The sequence below is a fragment of the Lactobacillus sp. M0390 genome, from assembly GCF_016102085.1.
Taxonomy (GTDB): domain Bacteria; phylum Bacillota; class Bacilli; order Lactobacillales; family Lactobacillaceae; genus Lactobacillus; species Lactobacillus apis.
The window spans coordinates 17,185-33,204 of the sequence record NZ_JACFPH010000007.1; the positions used below are offsets into that span (position 1 = coordinate 17,185).

At 36.5% G+C, this 16,020-nt stretch carries 23 protein-coding genes; 5 read left to right on the top strand and 18 right to left on the bottom strand.

Going from position 1 to position 16,020, the window contains the following annotated elements; all coding sequences use genetic code 11:
- Positions 1–41: 41 nt before the first annotated feature.
- The 6 genes from H3R25_RS08645 to H3R25_RS08670 form a co-directional block, all read right to left on the bottom strand.
- On the bottom strand, positions 42–1,838 hold the full coding sequence (locus H3R25_RS08645) for a phage major capsid protein (protein WP_198195099.1): 1,797 nt from the start codon (positions 1,836–1,838) through the stop codon (positions 42–44).
- Positions 1,825–2,988 carry a phage portal protein gene (locus H3R25_RS08650; protein ID WP_198195101.1) on the bottom strand — a complete coding sequence of 388 codons (1,164 nt, stop codon included), beginning with the start codon at positions 2,986–2,988 and terminating at the stop codon, positions 1,825–1,827. The genes H3R25_RS08645 and H3R25_RS08650 overlap by 14 nt, the downstream gene beginning before the upstream one ends.
- A complete protein-coding gene (locus tag H3R25_RS08655) occupies positions 2,981–3,172 on the bottom strand; it encodes a hypothetical protein (RefSeq protein ID WP_198195104.1) in 192 nt (63 codons plus the stop codon). The genes H3R25_RS08650 and H3R25_RS08655 overlap by 8 nt, the downstream gene beginning before the upstream one ends.
- The gene (locus H3R25_RS08660; RefSeq protein ID WP_198195106.1) at positions 3,141–5,045 is read right to left on the bottom strand and encodes a terminase TerL endonuclease subunit; all 1,905 of its coding nucleotides are present in this window, start codon (positions 5,043–5,045) and stop codon (positions 3,141–3,143) included. The genes H3R25_RS08655 and H3R25_RS08660 overlap by 32 nt, the downstream gene beginning before the upstream one ends.
- Positions 5,032–5,559, bottom strand: coding sequence for a phage terminase small subunit P27 family (locus H3R25_RS08665; RefSeq protein ID WP_370567465.1), 528 nt, complete (start codon positions 5,557–5,559; stop codon positions 5,032–5,034). The genes H3R25_RS08660 and H3R25_RS08665 overlap by 14 nt, the downstream gene beginning before the upstream one ends.
- A gap of 170 nt (positions 5,560–5,729) precedes the next feature.
- Positions 5,730–6,203, bottom strand: a complete 474-nt coding sequence (locus H3R25_RS08670; RefSeq protein WP_198195108.1) for an HNH endonuclease — start codon at positions 6,201–6,203, stop codon at positions 5,730–5,732.
- Positions 6,204–6,774: 571 nt separating this feature from the next.
- Here H3R25_RS08670 and H3R25_RS08675 point away from each other — a divergent pair.
- The gene (locus H3R25_RS08675) at positions 6,775–6,915 is read left to right on the top strand and encodes a hypothetical protein (protein ID WP_198195110.1); all 141 of its coding nucleotides are present in this window, start codon (positions 6,775–6,777) and stop codon (positions 6,913–6,915) included.
- A 186-nt stretch (positions 6,916–7,101) separates the two neighbouring features.
- Here the strand turns inward: H3R25_RS08675 and H3R25_RS08680 are convergent, their stop codons facing one another.
- The 10 genes from H3R25_RS08680 to H3R25_RS08725 all read right to left on the bottom strand — a co-directional run bounded on the left by H3R25_RS08680 (position 7,102) and on the right by H3R25_RS08725 (position 11,819).
- Positions 7,102–7,557 carry a RusA family crossover junction endodeoxyribonuclease gene (locus tag H3R25_RS08680; RefSeq protein ID WP_370567466.1) on the bottom strand — a complete coding sequence of 152 codons (456 nt, stop codon included), beginning with the start codon at positions 7,555–7,557 and terminating at the stop codon, positions 7,102–7,104.
- Positions 7,541–7,996, bottom strand: a complete 456-nt coding sequence (locus H3R25_RS08685) for an ArpU family phage packaging/lysis transcriptional regulator (protein ID WP_198195114.1) — start codon at positions 7,994–7,996, stop codon at positions 7,541–7,543. Before H3R25_RS08685 ends, H3R25_RS08680 begins: the two co-directional genes overlap by 17 nt.
- A 21-nt stretch (positions 7,997–8,017) precedes the next feature.
- Positions 8,018–8,359, bottom strand: a complete 342-nt coding sequence (locus H3R25_RS08690; protein ID WP_198195116.1) for a hypothetical protein — start codon at positions 8,357–8,359, stop codon at positions 8,018–8,020.
- A 4-nt stretch (positions 8,360–8,363) separates the two neighbouring features.
- On the bottom strand, positions 8,364–8,729 hold the full coding sequence (locus tag H3R25_RS08695; RefSeq protein ID WP_198195118.1) for a hypothetical protein: 366 nt from the start codon (positions 8,727–8,729) through the stop codon (positions 8,364–8,366).
- 111 nt (positions 8,730–8,840) lie between these two features.
- Positions 8,841–8,999, bottom strand: a complete 159-nt coding sequence (locus H3R25_RS08700) for a hypothetical protein (protein WP_187154344.1) — start codon at positions 8,997–8,999, stop codon at positions 8,841–8,843.
- Between the two features lie 15 nt (positions 9,000–9,014).
- Positions 9,015–9,470, bottom strand: coding sequence for a single-stranded DNA-binding protein (gene ssb, locus H3R25_RS08705; RefSeq protein ID WP_198195120.1), 456 nt, complete (start codon positions 9,468–9,470; stop codon positions 9,015–9,017).
- Positions 9,460–9,870, bottom strand: coding sequence for a hypothetical protein (locus H3R25_RS08710; RefSeq protein WP_198195122.1), 411 nt, complete (start codon positions 9,868–9,870; stop codon positions 9,460–9,462). Before H3R25_RS08710 ends, ssb begins: the two co-directional genes overlap by 11 nt.
- 286 nt (positions 9,871–10,156) lie before the next feature.
- A complete protein-coding gene (locus H3R25_RS08715) occupies positions 10,157–11,011 on the bottom strand; it encodes a hypothetical protein (protein WP_198195124.1) in 855 nt (284 codons plus the stop codon).
- Between the two features lies 1 nt (position 11,012).
- Positions 11,013–11,345, bottom strand: coding sequence for a hypothetical protein (locus H3R25_RS08720; RefSeq protein WP_198195126.1), 333 nt, complete (start codon positions 11,343–11,345; stop codon positions 11,013–11,015).
- A 282-nt stretch (positions 11,346–11,627) separates the two neighbouring features.
- Positions 11,628–11,819: a helix-turn-helix transcriptional regulator gene (locus H3R25_RS08725; RefSeq protein ID WP_198195127.1), complete on the bottom strand. Its 192-nt coding sequence runs from the start codon at positions 11,817–11,819 to the stop codon at positions 11,628–11,630.
- Positions 11,820–11,959: 140 nt separating this feature from the next.
- Here H3R25_RS08725 and H3R25_RS08730 point away from each other — a divergent pair, with 140 nt between their 5' ends.
- Genes H3R25_RS08730 through H3R25_RS08745 form a run of 4 tightly spaced genes read left to right on the top strand, consistent with a single transcriptional unit; the run spans position 11,960 to position 13,957 of the window.
- A complete protein-coding gene (locus H3R25_RS08730) occupies positions 11,960–12,322 on the top strand; it encodes a helix-turn-helix domain-containing protein (RefSeq protein ID WP_232354596.1) in 363 nt (120 codons plus the stop codon).
- Positions 12,323–12,348: 26 nt separating this feature from the next.
- Positions 12,349–12,744, top strand: a complete 396-nt coding sequence (locus H3R25_RS08735) for an ImmA/IrrE family metallo-endopeptidase (RefSeq protein ID WP_198195136.1) — start codon at positions 12,349–12,351, stop codon at positions 12,742–12,744.
- A 1-nt stretch (position 12,745) separates the two neighbouring features.
- Complete coding sequence (locus H3R25_RS08740; protein ID WP_198195137.1) at positions 12,746–13,174, top strand: S24 family peptidase; 429 nt, start codon at positions 12,746–12,748, stop codon at positions 13,172–13,174.
- Between the two features lie 18 nt (positions 13,175–13,192).
- A complete protein-coding gene (locus H3R25_RS08745; protein ID WP_198195139.1) occupies positions 13,193–13,957 on the top strand; it encodes a hypothetical protein in 765 nt (254 codons plus the stop codon).
- A 590-nt stretch (positions 13,958–14,547) separates the two neighbouring features.
- Here H3R25_RS08745 and H3R25_RS08750 read toward each other — a convergent pair.
- Positions 14,548–14,901, bottom strand: coding sequence for a DUF5388 domain-containing protein (locus H3R25_RS08750; RefSeq protein ID WP_198195141.1), 354 nt, complete (start codon positions 14,899–14,901; stop codon positions 14,548–14,550).
- A 4-nt stretch (positions 14,902–14,905) separates the two neighbouring features.
- Entirely contained in the window at positions 14,906–15,706 is an 801-nt protein-coding gene (locus tag H3R25_RS08755) for a ParA family protein (RefSeq protein WP_198195143.1), read from the bottom strand.
- Positions 15,707–16,020: the final 314 nt, after the last annotated feature.

The following is a 16,020-nucleotide window of genomic DNA, read 5'->3' on the forward strand; positions in this document are numbered from 1 at the left end:
TGGCTACTGTTTATTTATTAAGCGACTAGTTAAACCCTTAATTACTTGCTTGCACTAGGAGCTTTAGCTGGATCTACGCCAAAGGTTAAGAACTTACCTGCATCTCCATCGGCTTTCTTAAAGTCACAACGAATATATGCTGCTAATTTTTGTCCGTAAATATCATTATCCATCCACCGTACGAATGATTCATCCTTATATGGCTCCAACACAAATGCACGTGGGTCACCAATAAAGGCATGCGCTTCGTTTTCATTACCCAAGACCTTATCTGGCACAACAATAACGTTATATCCTGATAAACTTTTCCCGGATGGTGAGGTTAAACTATCGTTGAATAAGTAACGTCCTTGTTTATCCTTTAACTGGTCGACAAAGTTATATCCTGATTCTGTTAAAATCCACATCTTGCTATAGTTAGACAGACCAAGATTTACAGCTGTTTTAATGCCGTCTGCATCATTAGCAATTGATGGTGTTGCCATCTGCAGAATTTTACCAATGTTGTCTTGCTCAGTTAATGCACGCATTGTCTGCATGTATGAGGCAACTATATTACCAATTTTGGGGTAGTCGCTAAGCATCTCGTTAGAAATTGGAATTGCTCCTGCATAAGTTTCCAATTTATACTCAACAGAATCAATTTCCATTTTTTGCAGGTCAGGATTTTTTGCAAGTTCAGCTTTTGTAGTAAATCTTGCTTGACCTTTTTTAATAATCGGTAGACTGCCGCTAGCCTCATTAACAGCAACCTTATTAACCACACTGGAAAGCTTGTCATCATCATTAGGCTGTTGATATGCATCCATAACAGCCTTAGGCACTAATATATTGCCTTCATAATCAACCGTTAGACTATTGTCGCGAAGTGAACCATGACTTTTTACATATTCGCCAAAACTGCGAATAGCTTGTTTTTCGGTTTCAGATTTTGTGATGGAAATCACAGGTGTACTACCTTTCTTTTGACGGATATAAGTGCCTTTTGCTGTTCTGTCGCGTTTTTTATCATCGTCATCATCTGGATTGTCAGTATCTGCTGTGGTACTATCAGCAGTCCCATCATCTGGGTCTACTGCAGGGTCTTTCTTATCATCATCACTAGCATCGTTAGTATTGTCTGTTTTTAGCATATTCACAACAACACTAGCTATTGCTTGTATGCTCTCAGGTGAAAGTTCCACTTCTGTTTCATTATCATCTGAAGTCGGTGCTTGTGTTGTATCAGTAACGTCTCTAACTTTATTCTTGTTTTTAAGTTCTTTAGGCATCTTGTTCTCTCTTTTCTGTAAAAAAAATTGTTTTGACCGTTCAATTTGAACGCTAGTTTCTGTATAAGCAGGATAAGGCGTCAAACTAATTTCAGGTAGATTGCTGATTTGCGTTACTGTATGGATTAGCTGATCATTTTCATCAGTCGACCATTCATCGCCATTATCTGCAATATCAAATCTAAAACTAGCACCCTTAATATTGCCGTTAGCAATATTGGTGTAAACATCATTACCCAACGTTGTATCAGGTATTTTTGCATCAAAAAACAGACCCTTATCATCAACTTTTGTTGTTAATGTTCCGGAGTCTGCTCTGGCTAAAATATTATTAAAATCATGACCATATAGGAGCAGCAGTTGTTTAAAATCAACTTTATCCAATGCACTCGGAGTTATATATTCAATAAACCCCATATCTTCACTTGGCTCGTTAAAAACAATAGCATAGCCGCTAATCTCATGACCACCATCATCTAATTCACGAACTTTAAATTTAGTCCCAAATGATCTGGTATTGTAATTACTATTAGGTTTAGCTCTAATATTTTTTCTATTGAATTTCATCACTAGAAATCACTCCCCTTTTGATTAATAAACTTTTAGCTTCCTGCGGAGAAAGCACAGGATTAGTGCCACTTGTTAGTTTTTGAATATTATTAATTAACACTTGACCATCTCTGTCTATCGCACTGTTAATATCTAATTCTAGATTTGGTAATTGTAATTTTGCCCTTAACTCGCTAACTACTGGATCAATGTATCTAGTCAAATTATTAATATATAGACTTTCAATCTGACTTACATTTGACTGATTGTCTGACTTGTTTGGACTCAGAAAGCCAGCTGGAATACCGAATGCGGTAGCAATTCTACCAGCGTTAGCATCGATTGTATTAAGAAACTTAGCAACATCCTGGTTAATTTCCATTTGCGACAATTGTGCCGATTGATCTAAAACGAGTGTTGAACCAGCACCATCACCCATATACTGCTTTTCAAAATCTTCACGAATTTGCTGCTTTCGCTCCGCACTAACCTGTACATCCGGTAAAGTTATAACGTTTGCTGGCAAAATTGCCTTTTGCAACTGTTTTAAAATTAAGCGATCACTGTTTTCATTAACCTGCAAAGTTTGTGCAAGACTTTCTAGCGGACTAATTCCGACGTATCGCATTAGAGTATTATCGCCTTCACCTGTGGCGAGTAGTCTCAAATGGATCATCTCACTACTGGCAACAGTTATTGTTGGACGATCGTCCTCAAATCTAACCGTATAATCTAGATCAGAACCATCATCTAATAATGAGATTTCAACTTGTGAAGTTGGAATCTGTTCCAAATAAGCAGGTAATGAATTATCTTTAAACCTGTGTATTAGGAGATAACTGTTGCCTGTTAACAGCATCTGTGCAACTGCTGACTGCCAGAAATTATAGCTGCTTAAAATCTTATTTGGTTTGTTAAATAACACTGTATATGGTGCTGTATTACGGAAAGTACAACTTGCTACATCTGAGGCAATTACTGTAATAGCGTTTAGCATTTCGGGCGTTTTTAAAGCCGTAGAAACGTTTACTAGACTTTGAGGTATAATCTTACCATTGCTTATTGAAAAGCTCGGAAAAAAGCTATTAGAAGGCAACGATTGACTTCTGATTTTAGGCGTTGGTCTAAGCGCATTGGTAATGTTTTTTAAAATGCCGATTTTAATCACCTTCTTTAAACATTCCTAAAATAATTGAAAGAATAATCAAGCATATTCCCACAACAATACAGCCAATTATCTTGTTAGCTAAAAATCCAGCTACTGTAAACGATATTAAGCCGCATATAAACAGAAGCAGTGGAATTACTGCTGCTATTTTTTTAAAAACTGAAATCATTTTTGTAATATTCATCGATTCTGTCTTCACTCCATCCTGCAAAAGGCTTTTTACTATCAATCTCATTCCTATCGGGATTAGTAAACCAATATTGCGCCTCACTAACTGCATCAATCAAGGCATCAACAACATCAATTTTTGCTGACCTAGTCTCTTTATTTACCTTCACGCCATACGCATTTTCAAAAAGGGACGCATTAATTAGTGAATATTGCATTATTGGGTCATCCAACATGCTAATCCTGCGCATTTCAAACATTTTACGCAACTCTCGTGTTGGCGGATCTAGTGACAATGTACCTTGTCTCAAGGTTACAAATGGAACGTTAGGACATTGCTGACTTAACCAATCAATTAATGGAGCTGCCAAGTGAGCATCGTAAATAAATGCCTTAATATTGAGATTATGCTCGTTAACAAAATCTAAATACCACTGGCCAACTAGCTCGTTATCTATTTCGCCAAACCTGTTTTTTGAAATTGTAGCAAAACCAAGCTTTTCAGCATTTTGATAATCAATATTATCCTGGTTGCTTTTAACTACAATGCTTTTCTGTGAATGAGCCGTTGGGACAAATGAATGCTGATAGATGAAAAAGCGTTGATTACTATCTTCGGTGTATGGAAAAACAAATGCTACAGCTGTATCATCGTTAAATCTTGAAAGGTCAAATCCAACGTAACAATCTCGTCCCTCAAAATTGAAGTTGTTAACAACTGCATTCTGAACATCATCTAATCTAAGATACTTATTGGCACTGGTTGCTAGCCACATGTTTAGATTCCTATTTTGAAACTTATAAATGTCACCAGAGCTTTCTCTGTGAGCTTTTTCATCAAGTAGACCATGCATTAAAGTCTGCTGCATTTTTGGCAAATCTAAAAGAGGATTTGACTTAACCCAAGTTTCTGGCTGGTCCGTTTCAGCAACATCATCCTGTTCCCAGACTAATAGCAATGATCTATCCTCTCCCCGAGAGTTATCTTTCTCTAGAACCTCGGTCAAACGTTTTTCATCTCTAAACATTGGACAATTAGGATTGTCATATGCTGTTGAGATTGCTAGTGTTTCGTGATTTTCTTTCTGAACTTGACCAGAGGTAATTTTACCCATTGCGCCGTTTGAATAATGAGGGTCACCGTACTCGTCAACGATTGCGAGTAGAAAGTGATAAGCATCGAATTGACCACTGTTAGCGGTCAATCGTTGCAAATTGCTAAACGTTTTTCTATTTTTGACAGTTTCATCATTAACTTCTATCCGCTGATTTTTAATCAGTTTCTTAAAGCCGGGTGTATTTGATAACTGTTGAAAAGTTTGCCGAATGTAACGCCAACCTTTAATAGACTGCTTGTCGACCGGAGCCGAATATAAATAGTCTTGATTATACTCATTAGCATTTTCAATTAAAAATGAATATGCTAACAAAATATTGGTTAAATAGGTTTTTCCATTTGTTCGTGCAACTGAAACTAGTGCATAAGTAAATCTTTTCTGATGATCACTTTTATTGCGCCATCCCTGATTTAGACATAAAAAAGCCTGTTGCCAAAGCATTAAAGGCACAGGCTTATTGACACTAACATCTGGGCAAAGCTTTGCAAAGTTCAGAATTAAGTGACATTCTTCTAAATCATATTTAAAAGGAAATTTTGGATCATTAATACTTCGCTTTAAATCGTTTAAATGTCTAAAACATGCTAATTGTATTTTATAGCTTGCCATCTGCTTCAAAGTTAAAACTTTAAATGCATATCTGGTGGCTGGATCTTTGTATTTATCAAAAATCTCATTAAAATAACCGTTTTCAAATAAGTCTCTAAAAGTCTGCAATAAATCAGTGTCACGCCTTGTAAAATCAAATTCTTCTACTTTAGAAGTCATCATTATTACCCTCCAAGACCTGACTTACATCTGTATCATCTTCATCAATTTCAAGACTAGCTAATTCAGCTCTGGCGCTAGGAGATAATCCTAATTGACTTCCCAACGAATTGATTTTGACGCTAGCCGAATCAATAGCCTTAACAGCCGGATTGGGTTTATATCCGGCAAAATCGTGACCAACAATTTCGCCTTTGGCATTTTGTAAGCTCGTAAATAATTTGACCTGTATACCATCTTCAGCAAGCGACTTATAGCTCTCACGCAAAATTTGATAATTAATGCAAAAGGCTTCAACAAGCGCACGGTCAGGCTGCTTGATGACCTTTGTTGAATTTAAAAATGGCACAACCCTAGTCCACATTGACCTTGCATAACTTTTAAGATAGTACGGTGGCTGTAGTGGCAGATTATTAAGGTCACCATTTTTGTCTAGCATCTTCTCAGTCCTTTTACGCTGTAGTGCTGGTGCTTGTTTTTTATTAGTTGTTAACTTGGCTTTCCTAATTTTTACCACCCCCTCCATTTTTGCTTAAAAATATTAATAAATATTAAGACTGTTTTTTGATACTAAAATCTTGTAAACAGCTGATATTACAACATTCTTTTTTAGGACACCCCCCGCCTCTCAAAAAAATCAAAATGCACTTCGTAAAAAGGAGAGCAGCATTGTGTGATAGCTCTCTTCTAGACGAAGGGGGCGGGGGCATTTTTAATATTTTCTTTTTCCAATATCAATTTTTTCCAATCTGACTTGCTCATATTTTTTAACTGGTTAACTTTGCCTTCTTTTTGAAATTTGATTTCCAGTTGTTGTTTGACTGCATTACATCTATTGCACAGTGTCCATAGATTATGCCAGTCTAACTGTTGTTTTGATGGCAGTAACTTACGCATAACCACATGGTCTGCCGTCAGTCTGTTAGCCTGATAGTTGTTGCCGCAGCATTGACAAGTATATTGGTCATAGGCTATGCGATAGTCTCTTATCTGCTTCCATTGGCCTGACCTGTAGAATCTAATTGATTCTGCGTCTCGTCTGGTTAGATTGTAATGCCTCTGCTTGCCTCTGGTTCTGTTAGCTATCAGCTCATTGTACAGAGAGCTATTTTTCATTTTCTGTCGCTCAGCCTTAACATGCTGATATTCAGCTTGTCGCATAGCATGGTGCTTATCACAATATCTGTTATTGCCTTGCACCCATTCTCTACAATTTGGATAACCGCAATGGTGATATAGATTATTCATTTTATTTCTCCAAAACAAAAAGCCTATGCAAAATCGCATAGACTTAATTAAGAAACGTGCTGGGATTTGAACCCAATGTAACCATAAATAATGTGCTGTGGATTTAATTTCCAACAATAAACTTAATAACACGTTTCTGATATGCTCGCTAAGTAGCTCTTTCTTGATCTCTTTCATATCAAGACATAGGTCATCGCATATCTATAGGGACGTCAGGAATCGAACCTGGATGTTATACGTTACCATTACGCCACATCCCTAGTATCACTAAGACTTTTTTGTCCTTAGTGATTAAAAATTTAACAGATTAGCAAATAGCACACGTGCTAATACACAGAATGCTCTAGGAGAATAAACCAATTTCATACTAACAACTTAGTTGCTAAGTTCGATAACAAGCATGCAGCAACTGCAGCTAAAGCGTTAGACACGACCAATAATTTAAACTCTGGTTTTTAATAGTATTAAGAAGGAGATGTTAGCAATGAATGCAAACTCAACTAACCCAGTTTCAGCCATTGCCGCATCTTCTCCAATTACGGCATTGGGACTCGAACCCAATTACAACCATTACCGCAGCTCTACAGCATTATCTAATGCTACTTGTACTTTTGTAACGATTTGAAAGGAGGATTGTGCTTTAGGACACAACGCAATCAATGCCGATTGACTAAGTTTTACCATCGCTCAATCTTTCGACAATATCAATTTAACACTATTTGCCTGTCAGCAATCTGCCATGTTTCTGCCAACATTCTGCCACATATCTGCCAATAAAAAGTAAAGGCATAATGTTGGAACAACATCATGCCTATAATTCTGTAACAATAACTTCAACCCTAGCTGGTTCGCCATATACTTTTTTAGTTTCGCCGGCAATCACCTGACTATCATCTTTATATAGCCCAGCAGCCCACATCTCTTTATGATGTGTATACTTATTAACTTTATACAATGGATTTAATCCATCTAATATTATTTTTTCAATATTGTCCTTATCTGGCTTTTTAGTTGGACGTTCATCCCCAGACAGACAACGCATACGGCGTATCTTTGAGTAAGAACTTGGTATTGGAAAGTATGCAGTTATATCTACCCTTAATGGGCCAGTTAACATTTTAGCTTGTCTAGTAGCAATAAATCTAACCATTGCTTCATACGATTTGGTTTCGTTAGGTGTGTAAAACCTATTGTGTTTACGCGTTGTTCGTGGTCTCTGTTTCCCTCTTGGCTTGCCTAAGATTGTGAATTTATATGTTTTCGACACGTTGCACCTTTTCTTTTTTAAAAATGCGTAAATCCGAAATATTAGTATCATATCTGTATGCCCAGTATTGTAGTCGTTGGGCAAATTCGCAAAGAGCCTCTTGCTTTTTGCGATAAAATGTACGATCACTATAATTAAGTGCTGAAATTTGCTGGATATCACTGGTAGCATTAATAACACTAGCCTTCAGGATTTTCCGACTCGTTTCGCTGCAATTATTAATTGTGCTACCAATTGCCCAGCATTTGTTTTGATAGTCAAAAATTTTCAACATTTTTTCTTCTGCAGAATTGCTGCTACTATGATTACTTCCAGTAGCGTTTAATTGTGGTGAACTGATATCTGTTCGATGCATCCCTGCGTTGGCTAGATAGTCTAGTAATTCATTATTAAGGAAATCATTAACCGTACTGGCGGTCTTAACTTTATCAAGCTCCACGTTCACCACACCCTTTCTAGCTTATTGTTGACTTTCTTGTTCTGCAATCCAAGCTTTTTCAAATTCCTGCTCATCAAAGTTATCTTCATTAAAATACTTGTCGCCAACTTCGAAAACCCAGCATTTATTTGTAATCAGCTTTTCAGCAATTTTCATGGCTGGTAATTTCTCCAAATTATCAAAAGCTTTAAGACGATAGAACTTAATATCGGATAGCTTACAGTCGCCCAAATATGACCCAAAAACATTTCTCCCGTTAAAAAAATTAGCTTTTGCTTCTTTCAAGTCTTTGCCGAAAGCTAAATCCATACCTATGTCAATTTCCCAACTATCATCTGGGAATTGGACTTCATATGCTTTCATTTTGCTAGTCCTCTTCATCATTCAATCCAAAGATAAGTGCAACTACCACTGCTTCGAGCAAGATTGTTTTTGTGAAATGGATATTCTTTGAGTAATAGTCCTTATATTCTTGACTAATAGGCAACCACTCATCATCCAATGGTGACAATCTTTGCTTAACCTCTTCCTCGTTATCCGGATTTGGCAATACCAGCTCTATTTCTCCACTAAAAGTTAAAGGCCATTCACTTGCAATGTTGTCAACCCACCGAACTCGTTCTTTAATACACTCGGGCAACTCGCTTTTAGGTGGCGTGCTTTTCCCATCTGTAACTGACCACAGGTAGATTGAATTCATCAATTTATCGTATTCTCTAACTGCCTTACTCATGTTCTGTGCACCTTTCTAGCCGTCATCCCAAATGCCACGCAACAATATTTTGAATTATCACTCTGCATCAATTAGCCTCCTTTCATTTTGCTGTCATATTTGTCATATTACTTACTCTAAATAGCCATCAAAAGACCAATAATCCTTTCCTAATTGGTCCTGAATATTTTTACACATAAAACATTGCTCTGACTTAATTGAGTTGATTTCATGATTAACTTTTGGATCTTTAGATGGTCCAGAAAAATCAATTAATTTATTTTTATTCATATGTAGCGTTCCTTTCTAAAAGGGCAAATCGTCATCCGAAATATCAATGGTGTCGCCTGCTTCGGCGAATGGATCTGGTGTTTGGTCCCAATTACCGTTGCTGCTGGTATAATTAGCGCCATTGTTTTCGCTATTGTTAACTAATCTATCTTTTTTCGACTCAAGGAGTGCAAAATTATCAACAACTACCTCCGTCACATATACTCTTTGGCCATCTGCATTATTGTAATTTCTAGTTTGGATTCGGCCATCAACACCAACAAGTGAGCCCTTAGACGTGAATTTGCAAAAATTTTCAGCCGCTTTCCTCCAAATAACGCAACTGATAAATTCTGCACCTCGTTTTCCTTGCGCGTCAGTATATTGTCGGTCAACTGCAAGAGTAAACGTAGCAACTGAAATCCCACTCCCTGTAGTACGTAAGTCAGGATTACGTGTCAATCTACCTGTTAATACCACCCTATTGATCATGCCTATACTCCTCACTTCGATTTAATTCGCAAAAATAATTCCCATGACGTAGGTTGTCTCTAAAATATCTATTAATTTTATTTGTGACCCTATTCAGCGTTTCATAATCAATTTTATAGCTGCAGCGGATATTCACATCAAAACCTGCAAATCGTATCCAGTAAAAATCATGTAGCTGATGAATTTCTACGCTTGAAATAAGTGATAAGTCAATACGCTGTCTCTGACCGTCAATGTCTGTAAAATACAAATTAGTTGGTTCTCCTATACTTGTTTGAAAGACCTTACTCTTCAAGCAATCCATTGTGCAGTAGTAATCTGCATAACCATGATTGCGATACATCACTGCCTTATCGGTCAGCAGACGACCACAAGCTTGACATTTAACTTTTTTTCCCATTTTTCCAAGTCCCCCAGTACTGATTAATAGTCATTACTTCACACTTTTTAGGCTTAAAATCCTTGCCATTAAGTTCTCTATAGTGTCTAGCTTGACATTTTTCGCTGCAAAAAATGGTTTCGCAAGTGCTGGTATTGTCAACTAGCACTGTATCTTCACCGCTTAGTTTTTTATTGCAACTTTCACATCTTGCATACATAATTCAGGTCCTCTCTAAAAGTTAATCATCATCTATCCCTTTCGACTTTCGCAATATAGTTGGCATTGTCTACTGCTTATTGTTTTTTTATTCATATTTTTTAAGTAATTTTTTCAAATCATCCGTGCTAACATCTGTTAGTGTATTTGCCTTACGCTTGGACCAATCTGTTGCCTTTTCAACTCGCTTTTTAGTCGGGCTATTAGTAGTCTTAGACGGTAATTGATCATACGTATCGTCGATATTTGCAAACCATGTTTTACCTGCCTTGACAAATGACCTATCAACGTTGTGTATCTTGATATAGTTCAAATATGAATCTAATTGCATTTTTGCTCTAGCAAACGTATTGTCTTTGCCAGCTTTCCTCCAAGTTTTATAGCTAGCAAGCGCAAGTTTTTTACCTTGTTTTCGATACGGTGGATATAACTTCCAAAGTGAGTTAAATTCTTTTTCATAATCAACAGAGTTGTCCAAATTATCAGATTTGGACGTATTATTGTTAATCTGATGTGTAGTCTCTGTGTATTCTATTGGTATAGGTTGGGTCTCACAGTCCCCTTCCATTGGTACTTGTTGTACCTCTCCATTGGTACTCTCAGTCCCTTTCGAATTGGTCAAATTGTCCAAGGCATCGTAGTTAATTCGATACCATTTTGTTCGGTCAAATTTAGCTTTGTTATAATTCCCAGTTATCAGTAGTCCCCTATCACATAAATCCCTAAGGTAACGCTGGACTGTTTTTGTTGTTAACCATGGGAACTGTTTTTGCCAATCAGCAGCAGTGTTATATACCCACCGGTGGCCATCAACAATGTTGTTAGAGCGCTGCAGCCAATAATGTATCTGTTGCAGCATAATTGCCTTATCGCTATTTTTTAAGGCTACGCACAAACTAGGTATTGCCTGTAGTGGTGGCTCTGATATTAATAAATCGCTCATTTTAAGCCTCCATCATCCACTTAGCACCGAACCAATTAGTAGCCAAATTTTCCCAGTAGCTTAAATTCCTGTTGTTTTTAGTAAAATCCCTAAACAATTGCATTGTTTCAGTTTCAAAACCAATCTGATTGACAAATTTGCTGATACTGTCTACTTTAATGAGCTGAGCGATAATAAAATCGTGGGCATTACTGTAGTCGCATGGCAGATTGGTGGATATACATCCCTCGAACGTAACAACATTGCCATCAATGTCCTTAGCGACCCAGATAGGCTTATTTTTATATTTGTTAATAACGTAAACCGGTAATTTAACCTGTTCCACTTTAGTCACCTAAGCTTTCTCTTCACTTTTTTATTTTTTGGCTTTAGCAATATCCTTGTTTAAGAAATACAGAGATAGCACGAAGAAAAACGATAGGAACATTAGGCACAGCAGACATGCCTTTTTTATGAAGTATGTCCAATTGTTAGGCCATACGTTGTTAGCTAGCATTGCTAACAGATACCAAAAAAACCAACTGAAAATCTTAGCTAGTATGCTAGCTGCAAATTCTTTATCTTTTTTAATTACATTGTTTTCCATATTTAAAACCTCTCAATCACAATTCGTGAGTTAATCAGAGAAAAAAATATATTGGACTGATTTCCCATAAAAATCGGCAACTTTTGACTTGATCTTGTCAGTGCCTTGTCGTTGGCCGGATTCCAGCGAACTCAACATAGATTGACTTATACCGATTTTTGTAGCTGCACTAGCTTGTGAAAGCTTAGCAGAATGTCTAAGTTCAATTAATTTTTTGTTCATTTTTTAATCTCCTTTCATCACATAACGTGATTATAAACCACAAAATGAGAAATGTAAATCACATTTTGTGATTTTGAAACTTTTAATTACACATTGTGATATTATCATCACATAATGTAATTACTTAGGAGGATATATTTTTGAATAATGACAGATACCAACTTGGTAGAACGATTGCATCGCTCAGAAAAAAGAGACAAAAGTCCCAATCCGAAGTTGCTAAGTCGCTAAACATAGGTTCAAGTACATTGGGAATGTATGAAACAGGTAAGCGTGAACCTAACAACGCAATGCTTTCTAAAATAGCTGACTATTTTAATGTTTCAACTGACTTTTTGCTTGGTCGTGGCGAAAGCAATGATAGTAATACATTAGCTTGGCAAGATTTAGGCATGGCATATGGAGGCAACGTACCGGATGATTTAAAAGACATGTACCGGGCACTTGCTGAAGAGTATGTCAGAAAACATCCAGAGGCACTAAACAGAAATAAGCCAAAATAAAACAAAATAGAAAGTATTAGTATTATATGAACGATGTACTATCCTGGCTGTACGATTACTGCAGCAAAAACGACATAATGGTCCAACACATTAATTATCTAGGTTCACACGCTCCGTCAATGGCATATACTTACCCGCGCTTAATAACTTTTAATGACAGCTGGTATAACGATGATGAAAAGCCATTTATGCTGGCTCATGAAATTGGACATGTAATGTGTGGCACTACTATTTGCTACAATACGCAGAACCACAAGTTGAGTATTAGTAAAAATGAATGTGAGCATGATGCTAATATTTTTGCGATTAAGTTACTAAAAAAATATTGTGCAGAAAATGGGATACATTATGACAATGCTGTGCAGTTTGCAGAGGCATTTGCAATTCCCAAGAAGTGCTTTTACTTATTAGAAAAGGTGTAATATGTGTAGTAATAGTAATGAGTCAGGTAATTTTCAACACATTGATCCGTACGATTTTATAATGGTTCCTTTGCTAAAAAGACTACAGATAGGCATTAATAATTTTAGCCGGAGTAATATTGTTGAATATATTAAGATTTGGCATCCCTCACAGTTGCTAAAATCTGACGTTACGTTTGCATATCAATGTACCAATGACAATCTATCGCCGACTGTACAAGATGGCGATATAATGCTAATCCATCCGCAAAATCATGCCGCAATTGGTAACATAGTCTTGTTTAGGTCGCCAATTGAAATAGCATTTGGTAAAGTTACTAAAACTAACAGCAGTATTGGCATTAAAAACAAAGTATTAGATTGGCGGCCTGGCAAAAATCAAGATTTAGGAATAATAGGTAAAGTCGTTAGCGTCAGACGCACGTTTTAGATTATTGAGGTGATTATTTTGAAATTTATAAAATCAAAATTGACTAAACTAGCAATTAGTTGCATTGCTTTAGTAGCCATGGCAGGTGTTACTACTAGTACAGTAAGTGCTGCTACATATGGCCAATATTACAAGGTTGATAACTATGCATCTAAGCCCCGCACGGTTAAACTAACCAAAAATATAATTATTAGGAAAGTAGTGTGGGCTAAAAACAATGTTAAGCATCATCTTGGCAGCAGTAAAACTTTAAGAAAGGGCACAACGGTTAAGGTGTTAGCTAATAATCCTAAATATTGCTGGTCGTTGTTTGGCAAGTATGCTAACTGGGTCTATCCACATAAAGCGACTAATTGGTTTAAAACCTCAAAAGTTGATAATAGAAATAAATTAGATAAGCAGATAGATAGTAGCTATTACGACACTTATTTTAAGGATAATGTTCTCTACATTAAGAACAAAGGTGAGCTTAAGCTAGAGTCTGCAAAAGTTGATAATAATAGTATTGTCCTTGACTGTACGCTTAAAAATACGAGTGGAAATGCAATTGATGTGGCAACACTCATTAGCGAATATTTGAAAGTTACTGTAACCGGCAGTGACGTTAGTGTAATGTTTACAGCCGAAAATGATTACACTGTTAAGCCGCATTCTACAGAATCGGTTGTCATTACTAGTCAAGCCGTTAGTCATCCAGAAGTATTACAACAAGACAATCGCTTGACATTTGTTCAGATAAAACCAGCATCAAATACTAAAAAATTTTATTTACCTTATAAATAAGACCTAAAAACCACCCTGATAAAAATTCAGAGTAGTTTTTTAGTGCACAACTAATTGTCTTTTGCATTTTAACCATCATAAAAGTGCAATCTCAGCATTCATCAAACACAAAAAAGGCAGCCTTGAGTAAAAGGCTGCCTTTAAAATTGCACGTTAGTTGTCGCACAATCATTATCTTAACTAACGTTAGTATACCACCTTTATTTATTTTGGTAAAATATCATTGCACGTTTGTGCACCACTTTTGAATAAGGAGGTGAAGCTGTCGTGCAAAAAATCATTATCTTAACTTTGCTATATTGCATACTATCAAAAATAGAGCAGATATTAGTTGATATCGCATCGATTATTGATAGCATTCGCAAATAGCTAAAAAGCAGTCGGCGTAAGCTGGCTGTTTTTTTAATTGGTACATTTTGTGAAGTTGATTTTTGGGCCAAAAAAAGAACCCTATTAAATTAGGATTCTTTATCGTGAAACAATGCGATTTCACAAAGTACATTAATTAGGTCAATTAAAGCCCTGTCTGGTAGCTACTTCGTATAATCTACATTATGTTAACTTGCGATTGGTATAGCTAATTTGAAAAGTTAAAGTCGATTTTTCAGTCGGGCATCTCTACGTTCTAAAGTTTTATATTGCATGTCCAACTCTCTTTTTTGGTCGTCAGCAAGTGTGTCAACAAACGATTGATAAAGTAGCTCAATACCATCTTTTTGTGTTGCAGTATAGCCAAGAGTTACAAGAGATTGCAGCATATTTCGGGCATGATTAGAAATTTTCAGATTAGTATTAAATGTTACTACTTTAGGTTTTGACTTAGATGAAGGTTGCTTTTCTAAATCAGCAATACTTGCCATTTTATCAGGCTGGAAATCTTCAAGCTTTCTATCATTATTGGCCCAATTTTTTGCTTTTTTGTTTGTATTGTTAAGCATCCCCATAATATTAGTGTCCTATCCTTTCTAGTATTTCATCAGTGATTTTTTTGTAAACCGCGAATACTTTTTTATCATACTGATCATTAGTCGTTATGCCAGTTATACCATAGCGTTTAATACGTGCCATATTATGGATTGTAGTCGACAATATGTTCTTTTCTCCAAAATAATCAGATGCTTTAGATAGCGTCATTTGGTCAACAGGTGCTCGTGGTGTAATCAAAACTGCTAAAATGCCAATAACATCAAGATTTGGAGCGTGGTATTTATCAACAATATCATTTTGCATGTAGTCGATAAAGCCAATTGCACCGTCTAGTGATTGCTGCTGCGTTTGCATAATAACCAGGCACCAATCGCTTGCATATAATGCTGCGTCTGTAATTAATGATATTGTAGGCGGTATGTCAATAATTACATAGTCATATTTTTCTGCCACAGGCTTAATTAACGTACTAAGATACTGGACTCTATCTACATACTTTTCAAATTTTTGCTCCATAAATCTTGGGAATAATGCAAAGTCAGGAGCGGACCCCATTAGGTCTAGGTTGCTTTGAATATTAATTATAGATAGTTCTAGATTTTCCTGTTCAACCGCTGACATTAATGATGCCTTAAAGTGACCTAGTTCGCCATCAACATTAGCCTTTGTCTTAAGCAAGATATTGGTTGCATTAGCTTGTGGGTCTAGATCCATTAATAGTGTTTTGTTATTGCGCTTTGACAACTCATACGCAACTTGAGTCGCATTTGTGGTCTTTCCAACCCCACCCTTAAAGTTACCAAAGGTTATAATTTCAGTCATGTGTCGTTACTCCTTTGCAATTGCACTACATAGTGCTGTAGTGCGATAGTTCTATAGTGCTAGTATACCATAGTGCCGTAGTGCTGTGGTGAATAAATATAAAATACTATAAAAACAGTAATTTTAAGAGTGTGCTGTAGTGCAAGTGTGCCGTAGTGCAAGTGTGCCGTAGTTCTGTAGTGCAAGTGTTCTATAGTGCTGTAGTGCTGTAGTGCCGTTTTATTTTTTGCTTGATTTTTGCTCAAAAAGCCTTTATTATTAGGCATAGAAAAAGCCATCAATCAATAGACCACATGGTTAATTAATTAATGACT

What these genes read in the sequence shown, in the direction of transcription:
- ssb (WP_198195120.1), bottom strand. Translation starts at nt 9,470, where the DNA reads ATGATCAATAGGGTGGTATTAACAGGTAGATTGACACGTAATCCTGAC.
- H3R25_RS08755 (WP_198195143.1), bottom strand. Translation starts at nt 15,706, where the DNA reads ATGACTGAAATTATAACCTTTGGTAACTTTAAGGGTGGGGTTGGAAAG.
- H3R25_RS08690 (WP_198195116.1), bottom strand. Translation starts at nt 8,359, where the DNA reads ATGAAAGCATATGAAGTCCAATTCCCAGATGATAGTTGGGAAATTGAC.
- H3R25_RS08750 (WP_198195141.1), bottom strand. Translation starts at nt 14,901, where the DNA reads ATGGGGATGCTTAACAATACAAACAAAAAAGCAAAAAATTGGGCCAAT.
- H3R25_RS08735 (WP_198195136.1), top strand. Translation starts at nt 12,349, where the DNA reads ATGAACGATGTACTATCCTGGCTGTACGATTACTGCAGCAAAAACGAC.
- H3R25_RS08740 (WP_198195137.1), top strand. Translation starts at nt 12,746, where the DNA reads ATGTGTAGTAATAGTAATGAGTCAGGTAATTTTCAACACATTGATCCG.
- H3R25_RS08655 (WP_198195104.1), bottom strand. Translation starts at nt 3,172, where the DNA reads ATGAATATTACAAAAATGATTTCAGTTTTTAAAAAAATAGCAGCAGTA.
- H3R25_RS08645 (WP_198195099.1), bottom strand. Translation starts at nt 1,838, where the DNA reads ATGAAATTCAATAGAAAAAATATTAGAGCTAAACCTAATAGTAATTAC.
- H3R25_RS08695 (WP_198195118.1), bottom strand. Translation starts at nt 8,729, where the DNA reads ATGAGTAAGGCAGTTAGAGAATACGATAAATTGATGAATTCAATCTAC.
- H3R25_RS08700 (WP_187154344.1), bottom strand. Translation starts at nt 8,999, where the DNA reads ATGAATAAAAATAAATTAATTGATTTTTCTGGACCATCTAAAGATCCA.
- H3R25_RS08710 (WP_198195122.1), bottom strand. Translation starts at nt 9,870, where the DNA reads ATGGGAAAAAAAGTTAAATGTCAAGCTTGTGGTCGTCTGCTGACCGAT.
- H3R25_RS08675 (WP_198195110.1), top strand. Translation starts at nt 6,775, where the DNA reads ATGAATGCAAACTCAACTAACCCAGTTTCAGCCATTGCCGCATCTTCT.
- H3R25_RS08660 (WP_198195106.1), bottom strand. Translation starts at nt 5,045, where the DNA reads ATGATGACTTCTAAAGTAGAAGAATTTGATTTTACAAGGCGTGACACT.
- H3R25_RS08670 (WP_198195108.1), bottom strand. Translation starts at nt 6,203, where the DNA reads ATGCGACAAGCTGAATATCAGCATGTTAAGGCTGAGCGACAGAAAATG.
- H3R25_RS08715 (WP_198195124.1), bottom strand. Translation starts at nt 11,011, where the DNA reads ATGAGCGATTTATTAATATCAGAGCCACCACTACAGGCAATACCTAGT.
- H3R25_RS08725 (WP_198195127.1), bottom strand. Translation starts at nt 11,819, where the DNA reads ATGAACAAAAAATTAATTGAACTTAGACATTCTGCTAAGCTTTCACAA.